Origin of the sequence: Arenimonas sp. GDDSR-1, assembly GCF_025980345.1 — a bacterium.
GTDB lineage: Bacteria > Pseudomonadota > Gammaproteobacteria > Xanthomonadales > Xanthomonadaceae > Arenimonas.
The window spans coordinates 23,125-37,679 of the sequence record NZ_JAPDUI010000003.1; the positions used below are offsets into that span (position 1 = coordinate 23,125).

The 14,555-nt window shown below is 61.1% G+C and carries 13 protein-coding genes and 1 tRNA gene; 9 read left to right on the forward strand and 5 right to left on the reverse strand.

Features of this window, described 5'->3' with window-relative positions; translation table 11 throughout:
- The 3 genes from Q0W88_RS01090 to argH are packed head-to-tail and all read left to right on the forward strand — an operon-like array spanning position 1 to position 3,568.
- Positions 1-1,329: an acetylglutamate kinase gene (locus Q0W88_RS01090; RefSeq protein WP_297799086.1), complete on the forward strand. Its 1,329-nt coding sequence runs from the start codon at positions 1-3 to the stop codon at positions 1,327-1,329.
- On the forward strand, positions 1,326-2,282 hold the full coding sequence (argC, locus tag Q0W88_RS01095; RefSeq protein WP_297799088.1) for an N-acetyl-gamma-glutamyl-phosphate reductase: 957 nt from the start codon (positions 1,326-1,328) through the stop codon (positions 2,280-2,282). Before Q0W88_RS01090 ends, argC begins: the two co-directional genes overlap by 4 nt.
- Positions 2,279-3,568 (forward strand): argininosuccinate lyase, encoded by a 1,290-nt coding sequence (argH, locus tag Q0W88_RS01100; RefSeq protein ID WP_297799090.1) that lies wholly within the window; start codon positions 2,279-2,281, stop codon positions 3,566-3,568. The genes argC and argH overlap by 4 nt, the downstream gene beginning before the upstream one ends.
- Positions 3,569-3,572: 4 nt before the next feature.
- On the opposite strand, the gene Q0W88_RS01105 is transcribed toward argH, so the two are convergent.
- Positions 3,573-3,649 (reverse strand) — tRNA-Pro (locus Q0W88_RS01105).
- Between the two features lie 171 nt (positions 3,650-3,820).
- Between Q0W88_RS01105 and hisS the strand changes: the two genes are divergently transcribed.
- From hisS to Q0W88_RS01120, 3 genes are read left to right on the forward strand one after another with little or no spacing between them, the layout of a single operon-like run.
- The gene (gene hisS / locus Q0W88_RS01110) at positions 3,821-5,179 is read left to right on the forward strand and encodes a histidine--tRNA ligase (RefSeq protein WP_297799092.1); all 1,359 of its coding nucleotides are present in this window, start codon (positions 3,821-3,823) and stop codon (positions 5,177-5,179) included.
- Entirely contained in the window at positions 5,176-7,059 is a 1,884-nt protein-coding gene (locus Q0W88_RS01115) for an aromatic amino acid lyase (protein ID WP_297799094.1), read from the forward strand. The genes hisS and Q0W88_RS01115 overlap by 4 nt, the downstream gene beginning before the upstream one ends.
- Before the next feature lie 2 nt (positions 7,060-7,061).
- Positions 7,062-8,633: a calcineurin-like phosphoesterase family protein gene (locus Q0W88_RS01120; RefSeq protein ID WP_297799096.1), complete on the forward strand. Its 1,572-nt coding sequence runs from the start codon at positions 7,062-7,064 to the stop codon at positions 8,631-8,633.
- Here Q0W88_RS01120 and mtnC read toward each other — a convergent pair.
- The 3 genes from mtnC to Q0W88_RS01135 are packed head-to-tail and all read right to left on the reverse strand — an operon-like array spanning position 8,630 to position 10,496.
- Positions 8,630-9,334: an acireductone synthase gene (gene mtnC / locus Q0W88_RS01125; protein ID WP_297799099.1), complete on the reverse strand. Its 705-nt coding sequence runs from the start codon at positions 9,332-9,334 to the stop codon at positions 8,630-8,632. The genes Q0W88_RS01120 and mtnC overlap by 4 nt on opposite strands.
- Positions 9,331-9,879, reverse strand: a complete 549-nt coding sequence (locus tag Q0W88_RS01130) for an acireductone dioxygenase (RefSeq protein WP_297799101.1) — start codon at positions 9,877-9,879, stop codon at positions 9,331-9,333. Before Q0W88_RS01130 ends, mtnC begins: the two co-directional genes overlap by 4 nt.
- Positions 9,876-10,496 (reverse strand): methylthioribulose 1-phosphate dehydratase, encoded by a 621-nt coding sequence (locus Q0W88_RS01135; RefSeq protein ID WP_297799104.1) that lies wholly within the window; start codon positions 10,494-10,496, stop codon positions 9,876-9,878. The genes Q0W88_RS01130 and Q0W88_RS01135 overlap by 4 nt, the downstream gene beginning before the upstream one ends.
- Before the next feature lie 136 nt (positions 10,497-10,632).
- Between Q0W88_RS01135 and Q0W88_RS01140 the strand changes: the two genes are divergently transcribed.
- Entirely contained in the window at positions 10,633-10,944 is a 312-nt protein-coding gene (locus tag Q0W88_RS01140; protein WP_297799107.1) for a high-potential iron-sulfur protein, read from the forward strand.
- Between the two features lie 84 nt (positions 10,945-11,028).
- Positions 11,029-12,294 (forward strand): DNA recombination protein RmuC, encoded by a 1,266-nt coding sequence (gene rmuC / locus Q0W88_RS01145; RefSeq protein WP_297799109.1) that lies wholly within the window; start codon positions 11,029-11,031, stop codon positions 12,292-12,294.
- Between the two features lie 52 nt (positions 12,295-12,346).
- On the opposite strand, the gene Q0W88_RS01150 is transcribed toward rmuC, so the two are convergent.
- Positions 12,347-13,828, reverse strand: coding sequence for an amino acid permease (locus Q0W88_RS01150; RefSeq protein ID WP_297799111.1), 1,482 nt, complete (start codon positions 13,826-13,828; stop codon positions 12,347-12,349).
- Positions 13,829-14,014: 186 nt separating this feature from the next.
- Here Q0W88_RS01150 and Q0W88_RS01155 point away from each other — a divergent pair, with 186 nt between their 5' ends.
- On the forward strand, positions 14,015-14,554 hold the full coding sequence (locus tag Q0W88_RS01155; protein ID WP_297799155.1) for an NUDIX hydrolase: 540 nt from the start codon (positions 14,015-14,017) through the stop codon (positions 14,552-14,554).
- Position 14,555 lies beyond the last annotated feature (1 nt).

Here is a 14,555-nt window from a genome sequence, read left to right on the forward strand (position 1 = left end):
ATGAACCACGACAGCCCCATCCGCGATACCATCGTGCGCCTGCTCAGCAACATCGGTAGTGCCAAGGAAATCCAGCAATACCTCAAGCGTTTCTCGCAGCGCGATGCGTCACGCTTTGCCGTGGTCAAAGTCGGCGGTGCCATCCTGCGCGATGATCTCGAGGCGCTGGTCAGTTCGCTCGGGTTCCTGCAGCAGGTCGGTCTGACCCCGATCGTCATCCATGGCGCCGGACCGCAGCTGGATGCCGAGCTGGCCGCCGAAGGCGTGCGCAAGCGCACGGTTGACGGCCTGCGGGTCACCACCCGGAAAGTGCTGAAGACGGTGCGCCGCGTGTGTCTGCAGGAAAATCTGCGGCTGGTCGAGGCCCTGCAGGTGCAGGGCATCCGCGCCGTGTCGCTCAATTCCGGGGTGCTGGAAGCCAAACTGCTGAATGCCCGGAAATACGGCATGGTCGGGAAAGTGGTCGCCGTGCATACCGAAGCCGTGTATTCCGCGATCAAAGCCGGATCGATACCGGTGATTTCCTCGCTCGGCGAAACCGCCGACGGACAGATCGTCAACATCAATGCCGACTGGGCCGCCAACGAAGTGGTCAAGACCCTGCAGCCCTATAAAATCATCTTCCTGACCAATACCGGCGGTTTGTTGGACGGAGATGACAACATCATCGACTCCATCAATCTCAGTACCGACTACGCGCGTCTGATGCAGCAGCCCTGGCTGCATTCGGGCATGAAGGTGAAAATCGAGCAGATTGCCGCGCTGCTGGCCGATCTGCCGAGCGACAGTTCGGTCTCGATCACCAAGCCCTCGGAGCTGGCCAAGGAACTGTTCACCCACCGTGGTTCCGGCACATTGGTGCGCAAAGGGCAACGTATTCTATCGGCCGACCGTTGGTCGAAGATCGACAAGACCCGCTTGCAGAAACTGATGGAATCCGGATTCGGACGCAAGATGAAGGCGGGCTATTTCCGCGATAATGTTCCAGCAAAAATCTACTACAGTGCCGACTACCGGGCGGCGTTGGTGCTTCTGGCGGTGGATGGCGCCATGTATCTGGATAAATTCGCCGTTGCCGACGATGCCCAAGGCGAAGGCCTCGGTGCGGCGGCCTGGTCGGTGATGCGTCAGCACACGCCGAAACTGTTCTGGCGGTCGCGTCACGACAATCCGGTCAATGCCTTTTATCTGCAGGCGGCCGATGGTTGCCTGAAATGCGGGCATTGGACGGTATTCTGGTATGGCCTTTCCGGCTTTGCGGAAATCGAGCAGGCCGTGTCCTATTGCCTCGGCAAACCGGCAAGTTTCCACGAGCAGGAGCCGTCATGAACCCCGCCAACCGCATTTACCGCATCGGTCTGATCGGCGCCCGCGGCCATGTCGGCGGTGAGCTGATCCGTCTGCTGGCGGGGCATCCACAACTCGGGATTGCCTTTGTGTCCTCGCGGGAACGCGAAGGGCAGGCAGTGACTGATTTCGAACCGCAGGCGCCGGACGGTCTGCGTTATGTCAATTACGGCCCGGGCCAGGCCATCGAGGCCGGCGCCGATGCGGTGATTCTGGCCCTGCCCAATGGCCATGCCGCGCAATGGGCGCAGGCTTTCGATGCCGCCGGCAGTCCGTCGCTGCTGATCGATCTTTCGGCGGATTTCCGTTTTGATCCCGAATGGTATTACGGTCTTCCCGAGCTGACCCGGAGCGGCTATGCCGGACAGCGCCGCATCAGCAATCCCGGCTGTTATGCCACCGCCATGCAGCTGGCCATTGCCCCGATGCGGGATGTGCTCTCCGGACCGGTCAACTGTTTCGGGGTTTCCGGCTATTCCGGGGCCGGCACCACACCCTCGGATAAAAATAATCCGGAAAAGCTCAGGGACAATCTGATGCCGTATGCCTTGGCAGATCATCTGCATGAGCGTGAAGTCAGCACCCGTATGGCAACGTCCGTCCAGTTCATGCCGCATGTGGCCCCGCATTTCCGTGGCCTCTCGATTACGGCCAATATGATCTTGGACCAGCGCTTCAGTGCCGATCAGGTCATGGCCCGATACGTGCAACGCTTCGGAAATGAACCCTGCATCCGGATTGGTAGGGACATTCCCCAGACCAGTGCGGTCGCAGGAACGGTCTTGGCGCATCTCGGCGGATTCACGCTGGCCGACGAGGGCCGCCGTCTGGTGGTGGTTTCGGTGCTGGACAATCTGCTGAAAGGTGCCGCCAGCCAGGCGCTGCAGAATATCAATCTGGGCCTCGGATTGCCCGAAACCATGGGGGTGTTATGAATCATCAGGTCATCTGGGCCAAGCCCGGCTTTGAAATCAATCACGCCATCCAGAACTTCCTGGCCGGCGATGACATCCTGCTGGATGCCGCACTGTTTCCCTATGACATCAGCGCCAGCCGGGCGCATGCCCGTGGTCTGGAACGGATCGGCATTCTGGACCGGGAAGAAACCCGGCAGCTGCTCGAACAGCTCGACCGCCTGGATCAGGCCTTTGCTTCCGGGGATTTCAGCCTTGATGACCGCTTCGAAGACGGACACAGCGCCATCGAATGGTTTCTCACCGAGGCGCTCGGCGATACCGGCCGCAAGATCCACACCGGCCGCAGCCGCAATGACCAGGTTTTGGTTGCCTCGCGGCTGTGGTTGAAAGACCAGTTGCTGGCCTTGGCGGAGCTGTGCCGGAAAATCGCCGACGTCAGTCTGCAGCGTGCGGAATCGGAAGCGCTGGTCGCGTTTCCGGGCTACACCCACCTGCAACGGGCCATGGTGTCTTCCTTGGGCATGTGGTGGGGCGCATGGGCGGAAGCCTACATCGACGACGCCCAACGGGCAGGGCAATGCCTGTCATGGATCGATGCCAACCCGCTCGGCAGTGCTTCCGGCTTCGGGGTCAATCTGCCGCTGGACCGGGCCTTCTGTTCCGAAGCGCTTGGTTTCGCCCGCACCCAGCAGATCGCGACCTATGCCCAGCTGTCGCGCGGCAAGTTCGAACTGGCCGCGCTCGACGCGCTACTGTCGGCCATGGGTGATCTGCGCCGTCTGGCCTGGGATCTGTCCTTGTTCAGCACCAGCGAGTTCGGATTCGTGCATCTGCCGCCGGAATACCAGACCGGCAGTTCGCTGATGCCCAACAAACGCAATCCGGATCTGATCGAGCTGCTGCGCGCTTCCTATGCCGTGGTTTCTGGGGCGCGTTCGGAACTGGAGCAGGGATTGTCCCTGCCATCGGGATATCACCGAGACCTGCAATACACCAAGGCGCCGGTCATGCGCGGCTTCCGGCATGGGCTGGCAGCGCTGGCCCTGGTGCCGGATCTGTTGGCCAAATTGGACTGGAATGCAGAACGGATTGCCTCGGCCATGGAGCCATCGATGATGGCGACCGATCTGGCGGTGGATTTTGCCAGAAACGGCGTTCCTTTCAGGGCCGCGTATCAGCAGGCTGCCGATCCGTCGAACTGGCAGGCCCGGACCCCGGCGGAAAGTCTTTCGGCCCGGTCCTCCGAGGGTTCAGGCATCAATCTCGGACTTGAGAAACTGAAACAGCGCCTTGCGGCGCTGTGAAAGTTGGTCGGGGAGACAGGATTCGAACCTGCGACCTCTACGTCCCGAACGTAGCGCTCTACCAGACTGAGCTACACCCCGATTTCGCTATTTTACCGTATTTTGGCACCTCAGGAAAAGGCCTTGGCTTGAAATTTATCCGGATGGTGATGCATAACACCCTGTTTTCGGGTGCTGTGCCGCTATTTCGCAGGGAATCTCCGAAACCGCCGGCAACCCGTTAAAATAAGGGCCTGAACGTAGGAGTCGATTGTGATCAAGCCCCGTACCCCCGCCGGCACCCTGGAACTGCTGCCCGGCGAGCAACGCACTTTCAATCATATGCTGGAAGTCATCCGGCGCAATTACGAGCGTTTCGGGTTTCAGCCGATTGAAACGCCGGTGTTCGAGCTGAGTGAAGTGCTGCTGACCAAAACCGGCGGTGAAACCGAGCGTCAGGTCTATTTCGTGCAGTCGACCGGCGCCCTGGAGCAGGGCAGCGCTCCCGAACTCGCCCTGCGTTTCGATCTGACCGTGCCGCTGGCGCGCTATGTAGCCGAGCACGAACACCAGCTGGCCTTTCCCTTCCGCCGCTATCAGATCCAGCGGGTCTATCGCGGCGAACGCGCCCAGAAAGGCCGCTTCCGCGAGTTCTATCAGTGCGACATCGATGTGGTCGGCAAGGATGCGCTCTCGGTCCGTTACGATGCGGAAATTCCGGCCGTCATCCATGCCGTTTTTTCGGAGCTGGCCATCGGGCCGTTCACCATCTCGCTCAACAACCGGAAAATCCTGCGCGGCTTCTTCGAAGCCATCGGCATCGGCGATGGTGCGCATCAGGCGGCGGTATTGCGCGAAATCGACAAAATCGACAAGCGCGGTGCCGAGGCCGTGGCACAGACCCTGAAAGGCGAGGGCTTCGGTCTGGCCCACGCGGTCATCGAACAGATTCTCGGGTTCGTGCTCATGCGCTCGAGCAGCCACGCTTCGGCACAGGCCATGCTCGCCGATATCGCCGCGCGTTATCCGCAGACCGCCGAAGGCGTTGCCGAACTGGCGACCGTACTGACCATGCTCAAGGACCTCGGCGTTCCGGAAAAGAACTACGCCCTGAATTTCTCGATTGCACGCGGCCTCGATTACTACACGGGTACCGTGTATGAAACCACGCTGGACGACTATCCGCAGATCGGCTCGATCTGCTCCGGCGGACGCTACGACAACCTCGCCAGCCACTACAGCAAGTCGAAACTTCCCGGCGTCGGCATTTCCATCGGCGCTAGCCGGCTGTTCTGGCAGCTGCGCGAGGCCGGCCTGATCGCTCCCGATCCGCACAGCCACATGGTGCTCATCGGTCTGATGCGCGATGAAGATCTTCCCGAGTCGCTGGCCATGGCCGCCGAGCTGCGTGCTGCCGGTATCGCCTGCGAAGTGCAGCTGGAAGCCAAGAAACTGGCCAAACAGTTCCAGTATGCCGACAAAGTCGGTTTCAGTTACATGATCCTGTTCGGCGAAAGCGAGCAGGCCAAGGGCGTGGTCAGTCTGAAGAATCTGGCGACCGGCAAGCAGGTCGAGATCGCCCGTGCCGATCTGCTGCGTTGCCTGAGCCAAGCCAAGGAGTGGGGCTTATGAAATCAATCACCCTGACCGGTACCGCGCTCAGCCATGAGCAGGTGGTGGCCGTTGCCTATGGCGCCAGCGTGGTTCTGGAGGCCTCACAGCTGCCGAAAGTGGCCGCAACCGCCGATTTCCTGGCCGAGCAGGTCACCGAGCAGCAACCGCTCTACGGCATTTCCACCGGCTTCGGGTCCAATGCCGACAAACTGCTGGGCGCGCATCCGATCCGCGACAGCCGGCGCAGCGGCGAAACGCTTCTGCAGGAGCTGCAGCGCAACCTGATCATCACCCATGCCGTATGCGTGGGCGAGCCGTTCGCACCCGAAGTAGTGCGCGCCATGATGGTCATCCGCATCAATACGCTGATGCGCGGCCATTCCGGAATCCGGGTGGAAACGCTGCAGGCCCTGACCGCATTGCTCAATGCCGGCGTGGTACCGGTCGTCCCGAAACTCGGTTCGGTCGGCGCCAGCGGCGATCTGGCCCCGCTGTCGCACCTGGCCATCGTGCTGCTCGGCGGCGGCGAAGCGTTTTACGACGGCGAGCGTCTGTCCGGTGCCGACGCACTGGCCAAGGCCGGCCTGAAGCCGATTGTGCTGTCGCACAAGGAAGGCCTGGCCTTGAACAACGGAACCGCACAGATGCTGGCGACCGGCGTGCTGGCCGTGGCCAAGCTGGAGGAGCTCTGCGATACCGCCGATCTTGCCGCCGCCATGACGCTCGATGCCTTTGCCGGCCGCATGCGCGCTTTCGACGATCATGTGCACGCGCTGCGGCCGCACCCGGGGCAAGTTCATACGGCCAAGCATCTTCAACAGTTCCTGGCCGGATCCAAACTGACCGACATCGCTTATCATCTGGTGCCGCGTTTCAGGTCCTGGCTGCCCCAATGCTGGCCGGATGCAACGCTGGACGCGTTGAACTTCGATATTTCCTGGGATTGGGTGCCGTTCAATCAGCGCCACGGTCGCGAAAAATTCTATCAGCGCTTCAAACCGTTCCGTGGCGGCAAGAAGCACCAGCCGCAGGACAGCTATTCGCTGCGCTGCATTCCGCAGGTGCATGGCGCCGTCCGCGATGCCATTGCCCAGGCACGGCGGGTGCTTGAAATCGAGCTGAACGCCGTTACCGACAATCCGCTGATTTTTCCGGGACTGGAAGGCGCCCGCAACATCGAGGATCAGATCGTTTCCGCTGGCCATTTCCACGGCATGCCGCTGGCATTGGTGATGAGTTATGTCAAAGCCGCGATCCCGGTCCTGGCGTCCATTTCCGAACGCCGGCTCAACAAGCTGGTCGATCCGGCCACCAATGACGGTCTGCCGGCGTTCCTGATCGGCAATGAAGACGGTACCGAAAGCGGTTTCATGATCGTCCAGTACACGGCGGCGGCCATCGTCAACGATCTGGCGACCCGCGCCCATCCGGCCTCGGTCTATTCCATTCCGACCAGCGCCAACGCCGAGGACCATGTCTCCATGGGTGCCAACGAGGCCCGCCACGTGCTCGACATGGCCCAGGATCTGGGCAAGGTCATCGCGCTGGAAATCTATACCGCCGCCCAGGCGCTGGAATTCCGCAAGGACATGATCAATGCCGCCCGTCGTCTGGCGGCCAGCCATGATTGCAGCGCACTGGCAGCGAAAATCAACGGTGCGCCGGCGCAAGGCGATGCCGATCATGCCGCGTTCATGGCCGAAGTCGAAGCGCTGCGTTCCGAGCTCGCCCAGGCCGGTGAATTCACTCCCGGGCGCCCTGTGGCGGCGGCATTGGCCGCTTTGCGCCGGCATATCGCGTTCATGTCGGCCGACCGCGCCATGGATGGCGAGGTCCAGCGCATGGTTGATCTGGTCGAGCATGGCGAATTGCTGATGGCGGCGAGGGCCGCACAATAAGCATGCGCGCCGGCATCCTGCTGTCTGCGGCACTGGCGCTCGTTCCGTCACTGCTGCGTGCGCAGTGTGACAGCCGTGTTTACATCGATGCCAACCGCAACGGTGTTTACGATGCCGGGGAGCGGGGCATTTCCGGTGTCGGCGTTTCCGATGGCGAACACATAGTCCGCAGCGGCCGTGACGGCCGTTACCGGTTGCCCGCGATGGCCGGCAAAACCCTGTTCATCATCAAGCCGGCAGGCTATGCGCTGCCCCGGCGCAGCGATGGACTGCCGGATTTTTTTGCCAATCAGGCCGGAAACGCCAAGGGCCTGAAATACGGCGGCGTGGCGGATTCCGATACCGGGTGCAAATCGTTCGCCCTGCATCCGTCCGTGCAGTCCGCTGACGCGCCGCTGTCGGTTCTGGTGTTCGGCGATCCGCAGCCGAAGTCGGCCGTCGATGTCGATTATTACCGGCGTGACATCATCGCGCCGCTTCGTGGCAATCCGGCAGCAACGCTCGGCATCAGCCTCGGCGACATCGTGCATGATGATCTGACGCTGCTGCCGGAAATCAAAAAGGCCGACAGCGCGCTCGGTCTGCCGCGTCTGTATGCGGCAGGAAACCATGACATCGACTTCGATGCCGCCGGCGATGCAGGTTCACTGGAAAGCTTCCGTGCCCAATTCGGGCCGGACACCTTCGCCTGGGAAGAAGAAAAGGCCAATTTCATCGTCATGGATGATGTGATCTACCGGCCTGGCCTCAAGCCGGGCTATATCGGCGGCCTGCGGGAGTCGCAGTTCCATTTTCTGGCGCGCTACCTGGCTGGAGCCGACAAAACCAAACTGCTGGTGCTGTCCGCGCACATCCCCTTGTTCCAGAGTGCGGAGGCTCCCGAAACCTTCCGCAGCGCCGATCGCCGCCGTCTGTTCAAACTGCTCGCGCCGTTCCGGGACGTCCTGCTGTTGACCGCGCACACGCATGCCCAGAATCTCGTCCGGCATGGACCGGACAGCGACTGGCATGGCCCAGGCCGTCTGTTCGAATACAATGCCGGTGCGGCCTGCGGCGGCTATTGGGCCGGCGAAAAGGATAATGAGGGCCTGCCCGATGCCATGATGAGCGACGGTACGCCGAACGGTTATGCCCGACTGCATATCTCAAGCGGGGATTACCGGCTGCAGTGGTTCAATGCCCGCAACCGCCCGGAGGCCGCCATGGCGCTGCATGTCCCACAGGTGCTCAGACAGGGCGCCTATCCCGGTATCGGTCTTTACGCGAACGTGTTCATGGCGCGTCCGGATACCCGTGTCGAGGTCCGTATCGACGAGGCTGCGTGGCAACCGATGCAACGGGTCAGCCGCGCCGATCCGCGCGTGCTTGCGCTGAATCTTCGGGATGACGCCGCCCCGGCACTGTCCGGCTATGACCGGACGCCGGAAGCCACTGTTTCCAGCCATCTCTGGCGTTTTGCCCTGCCCACGGATTTGCCTGCCGGCGAGCACCGCATTCGCGTGCGGGCCATCGATGATTGGCTCGGCGAGGTGACTCAGGACGCTGTTTACCGCCTGGATGCGCGGCAGCCTTAAAGCGCGGTAATGTCGCTGAAGCGTTCGGCCCGGGCATGTCCGTGCGTGGCTTCGCCGGTGCGCGACTGCGGATAGTCCTGCTGACGATCGATCAGTACCGTCTGCCAGCCGGCATCCCTTGCCGCATCCAGTTCCTCGACGATGTCGGACAGAAACAGCAGATGTTCCGGAGCCAAACCGATGGCGCCGGCGATGCGGACGTAACTTCCGGCCTCGCGCTTGCCACCGATTTCGGTATCGTAATACCCCGAAAACAGCGGACACAGATCGCCGTGGTCGGTATGGGCGAAGAACAGTTTCTGGGCGGGGACCGAGCCGGAACTGTACACATACAGCGGAACGCCTGCGGCATGCCAACGGCGCAAAGACGCTTCGGCATCCGGGTAGACCGGCGCCTTGTAGGTTGCCTTGGCGTAGCCCTCCACCCAGATCATGCCTTGCAGTGCTTTCAGTGCGGTGTGTTTCCGGTCCTGATCGATCCACTGCAGCAGGATTTCGGTGACGCCATCCAGGTCGCTGGCCGGAAGGCCGTTCTCTTCGGCCACCGTTTTGATCCAGTGCGTCACATCGGCACGCCCATGCTGCTCCTGCAGAAATCGCGGCAGGGCGGCACGCGCATAAGGAAACAGGACGTCCCGCACGAACGCGATGGAACTGGTGGTGCCTTCAATATCGGTGACGATGGCCTTGATGGCGCTCATGCACGGCCTTCATAGCGCGGAAAGCGCTCGGCAAGTCCGGAGTCGGTGAAATAGCCGACCCAGCCATCGGCTTCGGTGAAGAAACGGATCGCGGTAAAGCGCGGCGCGGGGCCCATGTCGAACCAGTGCTTGGTGCCGTCCGGAACACGGATCAGGTCCTGGGTCTGGCACAGTACCTCGTAGACGTGGTCGCCGATATGCAGGGTGAACAGGCCCGAGCCGCGGACGAAGAAGCGCACTTCATCTTCCTTGTGGCTGTGCTCGCTCAGGAACTTGGCACGCATGGCGTCGCGCTCGGGATGGTCGGGATTGATGCTGACCACATCCACCGAACGGAATCCGTTTTCCGCCACCAAGCGGTCGATTTCGGGTTGGTAGGCCGCCAGAATCGATTCGTTGCTGGCATCGTCGGCGATCGGGCGGACCGCCCATCGTTCAAAGCCGACCCCGACGGCGTTGAGCCGTTCCGCGATGACAGCGGCATCACGGCTTTCGAAAAGCACGGTTTCCGGTGCGGATTCTGAAAAAATACGTAAACGGCTCATGCGCGGAACCCCAGTTTGGTCATTTCAGCGGTTAAAAGGAATTCAAAGGCGTCCAGGTGACGTTGCGCTTCTTCAACATCACGGCCCCAGGTGTAAAGACCATGACCGGCAATCAAATAGCCCCAGAATGCCGATTCGACGAAGGCGGGAGCGATGGCTGTGCACAGTGCATGCATGTCCTGCGTATTGGCCACGATCGGAATGCGGATGGCGGTCTCGTGGGTTTTGATGCCATTGAACGCCTTCAGCAGTTCGTAGCCTTCGAGGGTGATGAAACCATCCCGTTCGTAGCGCATGGACAGCAGCGTCTGCGCCAGGGAGTGGGTATGCAACACCGCGCCGGCCTCCGGCCGTTCCCGGTAGATCTGGGTATGCAGCAGGGTTTCCGCGGAAGCGGTGCGCCCGGGTTCCAGTGCCTTGCCTTGAAGATCGACGGGCATGAAATCGTCCGGACCCAAGCGGCCTTTGTCCCGGCCGCTGACGGTAATCAGACAGCTATTTGCATCCGCACGGATGGAAAAGTTGCTGCTGGTCGCCGGCGTCAGATTGGCAGCAGCCAGTTTTGACGTGCAGGCGGTAAGACGTTGCAGTTCGGCGCTGGTATCAGGAACATTCATGAATAAGAGTCATTCTCAATTGGTTGAAATCGATCCAAAAAAATTGCCATTTCATTGACCTGGATTAAGTCAGTGTAGCGTGCGCTAGGGTATGATTAGCCCATGTCCATTTTCTCACGATTCCAGGAGCCTTACCATGAAATCCCAAGATAACAGCCGTCGCCAATTCCTGATCCGCGGCCTGGTTTCGGTAGCGGCGTTGCCGTTTGCCGGCGCCATGCTCTCCGCCACGGCTTCGGCCCAGGCCCTGAAGCCGCTGCCGGCGACCAATCCGCAAGCGGTCGCCCTCAAATACGTCGCCGATGCCAAAAAAGCCGTGGGCGCCAAGCCCGGCAGTAATTGCGCCAACTGCGCGCTGTTCCAGCCGGCAACCAAAGGCTGTGGCATTTTCGCGGGCTTCGCCGTTGCACCTGCCGGCTGGTGTTCGGCCTGGGCCAAGAAGGCCTGATACCGCTTCAGATGGCTCCGGTCTCGGAATACGAGACCGGCATGCCGTAAGATAAGCCAAGTTCCCTCCGAGCTTGGCTTTTTTATGTCCTTTGATTCCCTTCACCTGATCCTGCTGCTCCTGCTGCTGGCTGCAGTCATTGCCGCGCTGACTTTCATGCTGAAAAGGGCGGCCCTTGCCGTGCAATTGGCATTTCTCGCGGATGAAAACCGCAAGCTTTCCGGGCAATCCGCCGAATTGGCGGCCATCCGCGAAAAATACGCGGCTCTGGAATCCGGTGCTGCTGCGCGGGAAGCCGCCGCCGCCGAACAGTTGCAGCAGCTTTTGTCAGCCGAAAATCGCCTTAAAGAAAACTTCGAGAACCTGGCCAACCGCATTTTCGATGAAAAATCGACGGCTTTCAAAAGCCAGAGCAAAGAGCATCTGGAAGCGATGCTGAATCCGCTCAAGACCCAAATCGGCGAGTTCAGGAATACGGTTCAGCAGACCAATCAGGGCATCCATACCCTGAAGGAATTGAATCTGCGCATGGCCGAAGAAGCGACCAACCTGACGCGCGCGCTCAAAGGTGACAACAAGGCCCAGGGCGGGTGGGGCGAGCAGGTGCTGGGCCGCATACTCGACGCCTCCGGCCTGACTGAAGGCCGGGACTACCACGCCCAGTTTTCCTATGTCGATGAAGGCAATAGCCGCAAACAGCCCGATTGCGTCATTTTCCTGCCGGAAAACAAAGCCATCATCGTCGACTCCAAGGTCTCGCTCACCGCCTATGACCGCTACATCAATGCCGAATCCGTCGTTGAGCGCGAAGTCGCCCTGAAAGAGCATGTGCGCTCGCTGAAGAACCATATCGACGGGCTGTCGGCGAAAGCCTACGAAGAACTTCCCGGCAAGCGTAATCTGGACTTCGTGCTGATCTTCATTCCGGTCGAGTCGGCGTTCATCGACGCCCTGCGTGCCGATGATGCGCTCTACACCTACGCGCTGGACAAGAACATCGTGCTGGCCGCGCCCAGCACCCTGCTGGCCACCTGCAGGACCGTCGCACACCTGCAGAAACTCGACAAGCGCAGCAGCAACGCGATGAAGATCGCGGAGCAGGCCGGAAAGCTGTATGACCAGTTCGTGGCCTTCAGCACCGACATGGGCAAGGTCAGCAAGGCGCTGGCTGCCGCCCATGAGGCCCAGGAGTCGGCGCTGAAGCGTCTGTCTTCCGGCAAAGGCAATCTGGTGCGTCAGACCGAACAGCTCAAGGCTCTGGGCGCCAAGACGGCCAAGTCGGTTCCGTTTGCGCTGTTGGAAGACGATCTCCCCGCGCTCGGGGATGACTCGGAATCCGATCCGGAATAAAAAAACGGCGTCCACTTGCGGGGACGCCGTTTTCAATGAAGCATGTTCACGATCACTCGTGCTGTTGCAGGCCTTTCTGCAGCTGCGAATTACGCATGCCGTACACGAAGTACAGAATGATCGCCGCCAGTACATACCAGCCGAAGAACACCAGAACGCGGGTTTCGACGGTGAAGATCAGGGCGAAGCAGGCCAGAATGCCGAAAGCCGGCAGAACCGGGTACAGCGGCACGCGGAAGCCGCGCGGAATTTCCGGATGGGTGGTGCGCAGCCAGATCACCGACAGACAGACGATGCCGAACGCCGCCAGCGTACCGACCGAGGTCATGTCGCCGAGGGTGTTGATGTCGAAGAACGCGGCCGAGACGGCGGTGATGAAGCCGACCAGAATGGTGTTGACCCACGGGGTCTTGAATTTCGGGTGCACGGTCGAGAACACTTTCGGCAGCAGGCCGTCGCGGGCCATGGTGTAGAAAATGCGGGTCTGGCCGTACATCAGCACCAGAATGACCGAGGTCAGGCCGATGATGGCGCCGATCTTGATGGTCTTGGCGAACCAGCCCCAGGCCGGGCCCAGCGCATCGACCGCCACCGCGACCGGATCGGGCACGTTCAGCATCTTGTAGTTGACCATCAGGGTCATCACGATCGAGACCAGGATGTACAGGATGGTGCAGATCAGCAGGGAGCCGATGATGCCGAACGGCATATCCCGTTTCGGGTTCTTGGCTTCCTGACCGGCGGTGGAAACCGCTTCGAAACCGATGTAGGCGAAGAACACGATGGAGGCCGCGCGGAAGATGCCGCCCCAGCCGTATTCGCCTTCCTTGCCGGTGGCTTCCGGAATGAAGGGATCCCAGTTGGCTTTCAGGGTGTCGAAATGCTGGATGACATACCAGCCGACGATGATGATGAAGGCGATGATGACCGAAGCCTTGATGGCGACGATGACATTGTTGACTTTCGCGCTTTCGGACACGCCGATGATCAGCAGGCCGGCGAGGGCCAGGCAGATCAGGAAGGCCGGAAGGTTGAACAGGGTGGTGACCGCATTGCCGTCGGCACCGATGACCGCGGCGCCGTCACGCATCAAGGCATGGCCGAACGGGCCGGTCAGTTCCGGGGGAATCACCAGACCATAGTCGCCCAGCAGGCTGACCACGTACCCGGACCACCCGACCGCGACCACCGAGGCGGCCAGGCCGTATTCGAGCAGGAGCAGACCGCCCATGATCCAGGCGGCGAACTCGCCGACCGTGGTGTAGCTGTAGGTGTAGGCCGAGCCGGAAACCGGCAGGGTCGAGGACAGTTCGGCATAGCACAGACCGGCCAGGGCGCAGACCACGCCGGCGACCAGGAAGGAAATCAGAACCGCCGGACCGGCGTGCAGCGCTGCGGCATTGCCGGTGCGGACGAAGATGCCGGCACCGATGATGCAGCCGACGCCGAGGAAAACAAGGTTCCACGGACCCAGGGTACGCTTCAGCGTGCTGGTCTCGCTTTCCCTTTGGACTTGTTCAACGCTCTTGCGCATGAGCATGCGCGAAAGAAGCCCATTGCTTGGAGTATTGGCCATTAATCTGCCCTCGAGTAGGTTTTATTTTTTGGGATAATGATCGTTCCGGGTAATCCAGACGAACCCGATTACCATAAGCTAGATGAACGCAGGGGTAAAGCCCTTTCCGGCCGATTCGGGGAATAATTCGCCACCATGACAGAAATGCGGGACAACTTACTGGAATTGCTGGCGAATTATCGGGCCGCCGGGGCATCGGAAGCCGTGCTTCGTGAGGAGTTCATCACCCTGGCAGGCACGGCCGCCGATTGCTGCAAGCGCAGCCGGCTGGAAGGGCATCTGACCGGCTCGGCCTGGCTGGTATCGGCCGATGGCCGGCAAGCGCTGTTGATGCATCACCGGAAGCTGGATCGCTGGCTGCAGCCCGGCGGCCACGCCGATGGCGACTGGAATCTGGCCGCTGTGGCCTTGCGTGAGGCCCGGGAGGAAACCGGATTATCGGATCTGCAGGTCGATCCGGCGATTTTCGATCTGGACAAGCACCGCATCCCGGCCCGCGGCGAGGCGCCGGAACACTGGCATTACGACCTCCGTTTTGTGGTGCGTGCAACCGGCGGCCAAGAGTTCTCCGGAAATGCCGAGTCGCTGGCGCTGCGATGGTTCGATATTGCCGCCCTGGCCCACGATGCCGGTTTGGATGCTTCCATCCGGCGCATGGCGCGGCGTTGGCTGGAAAGGAACTGAT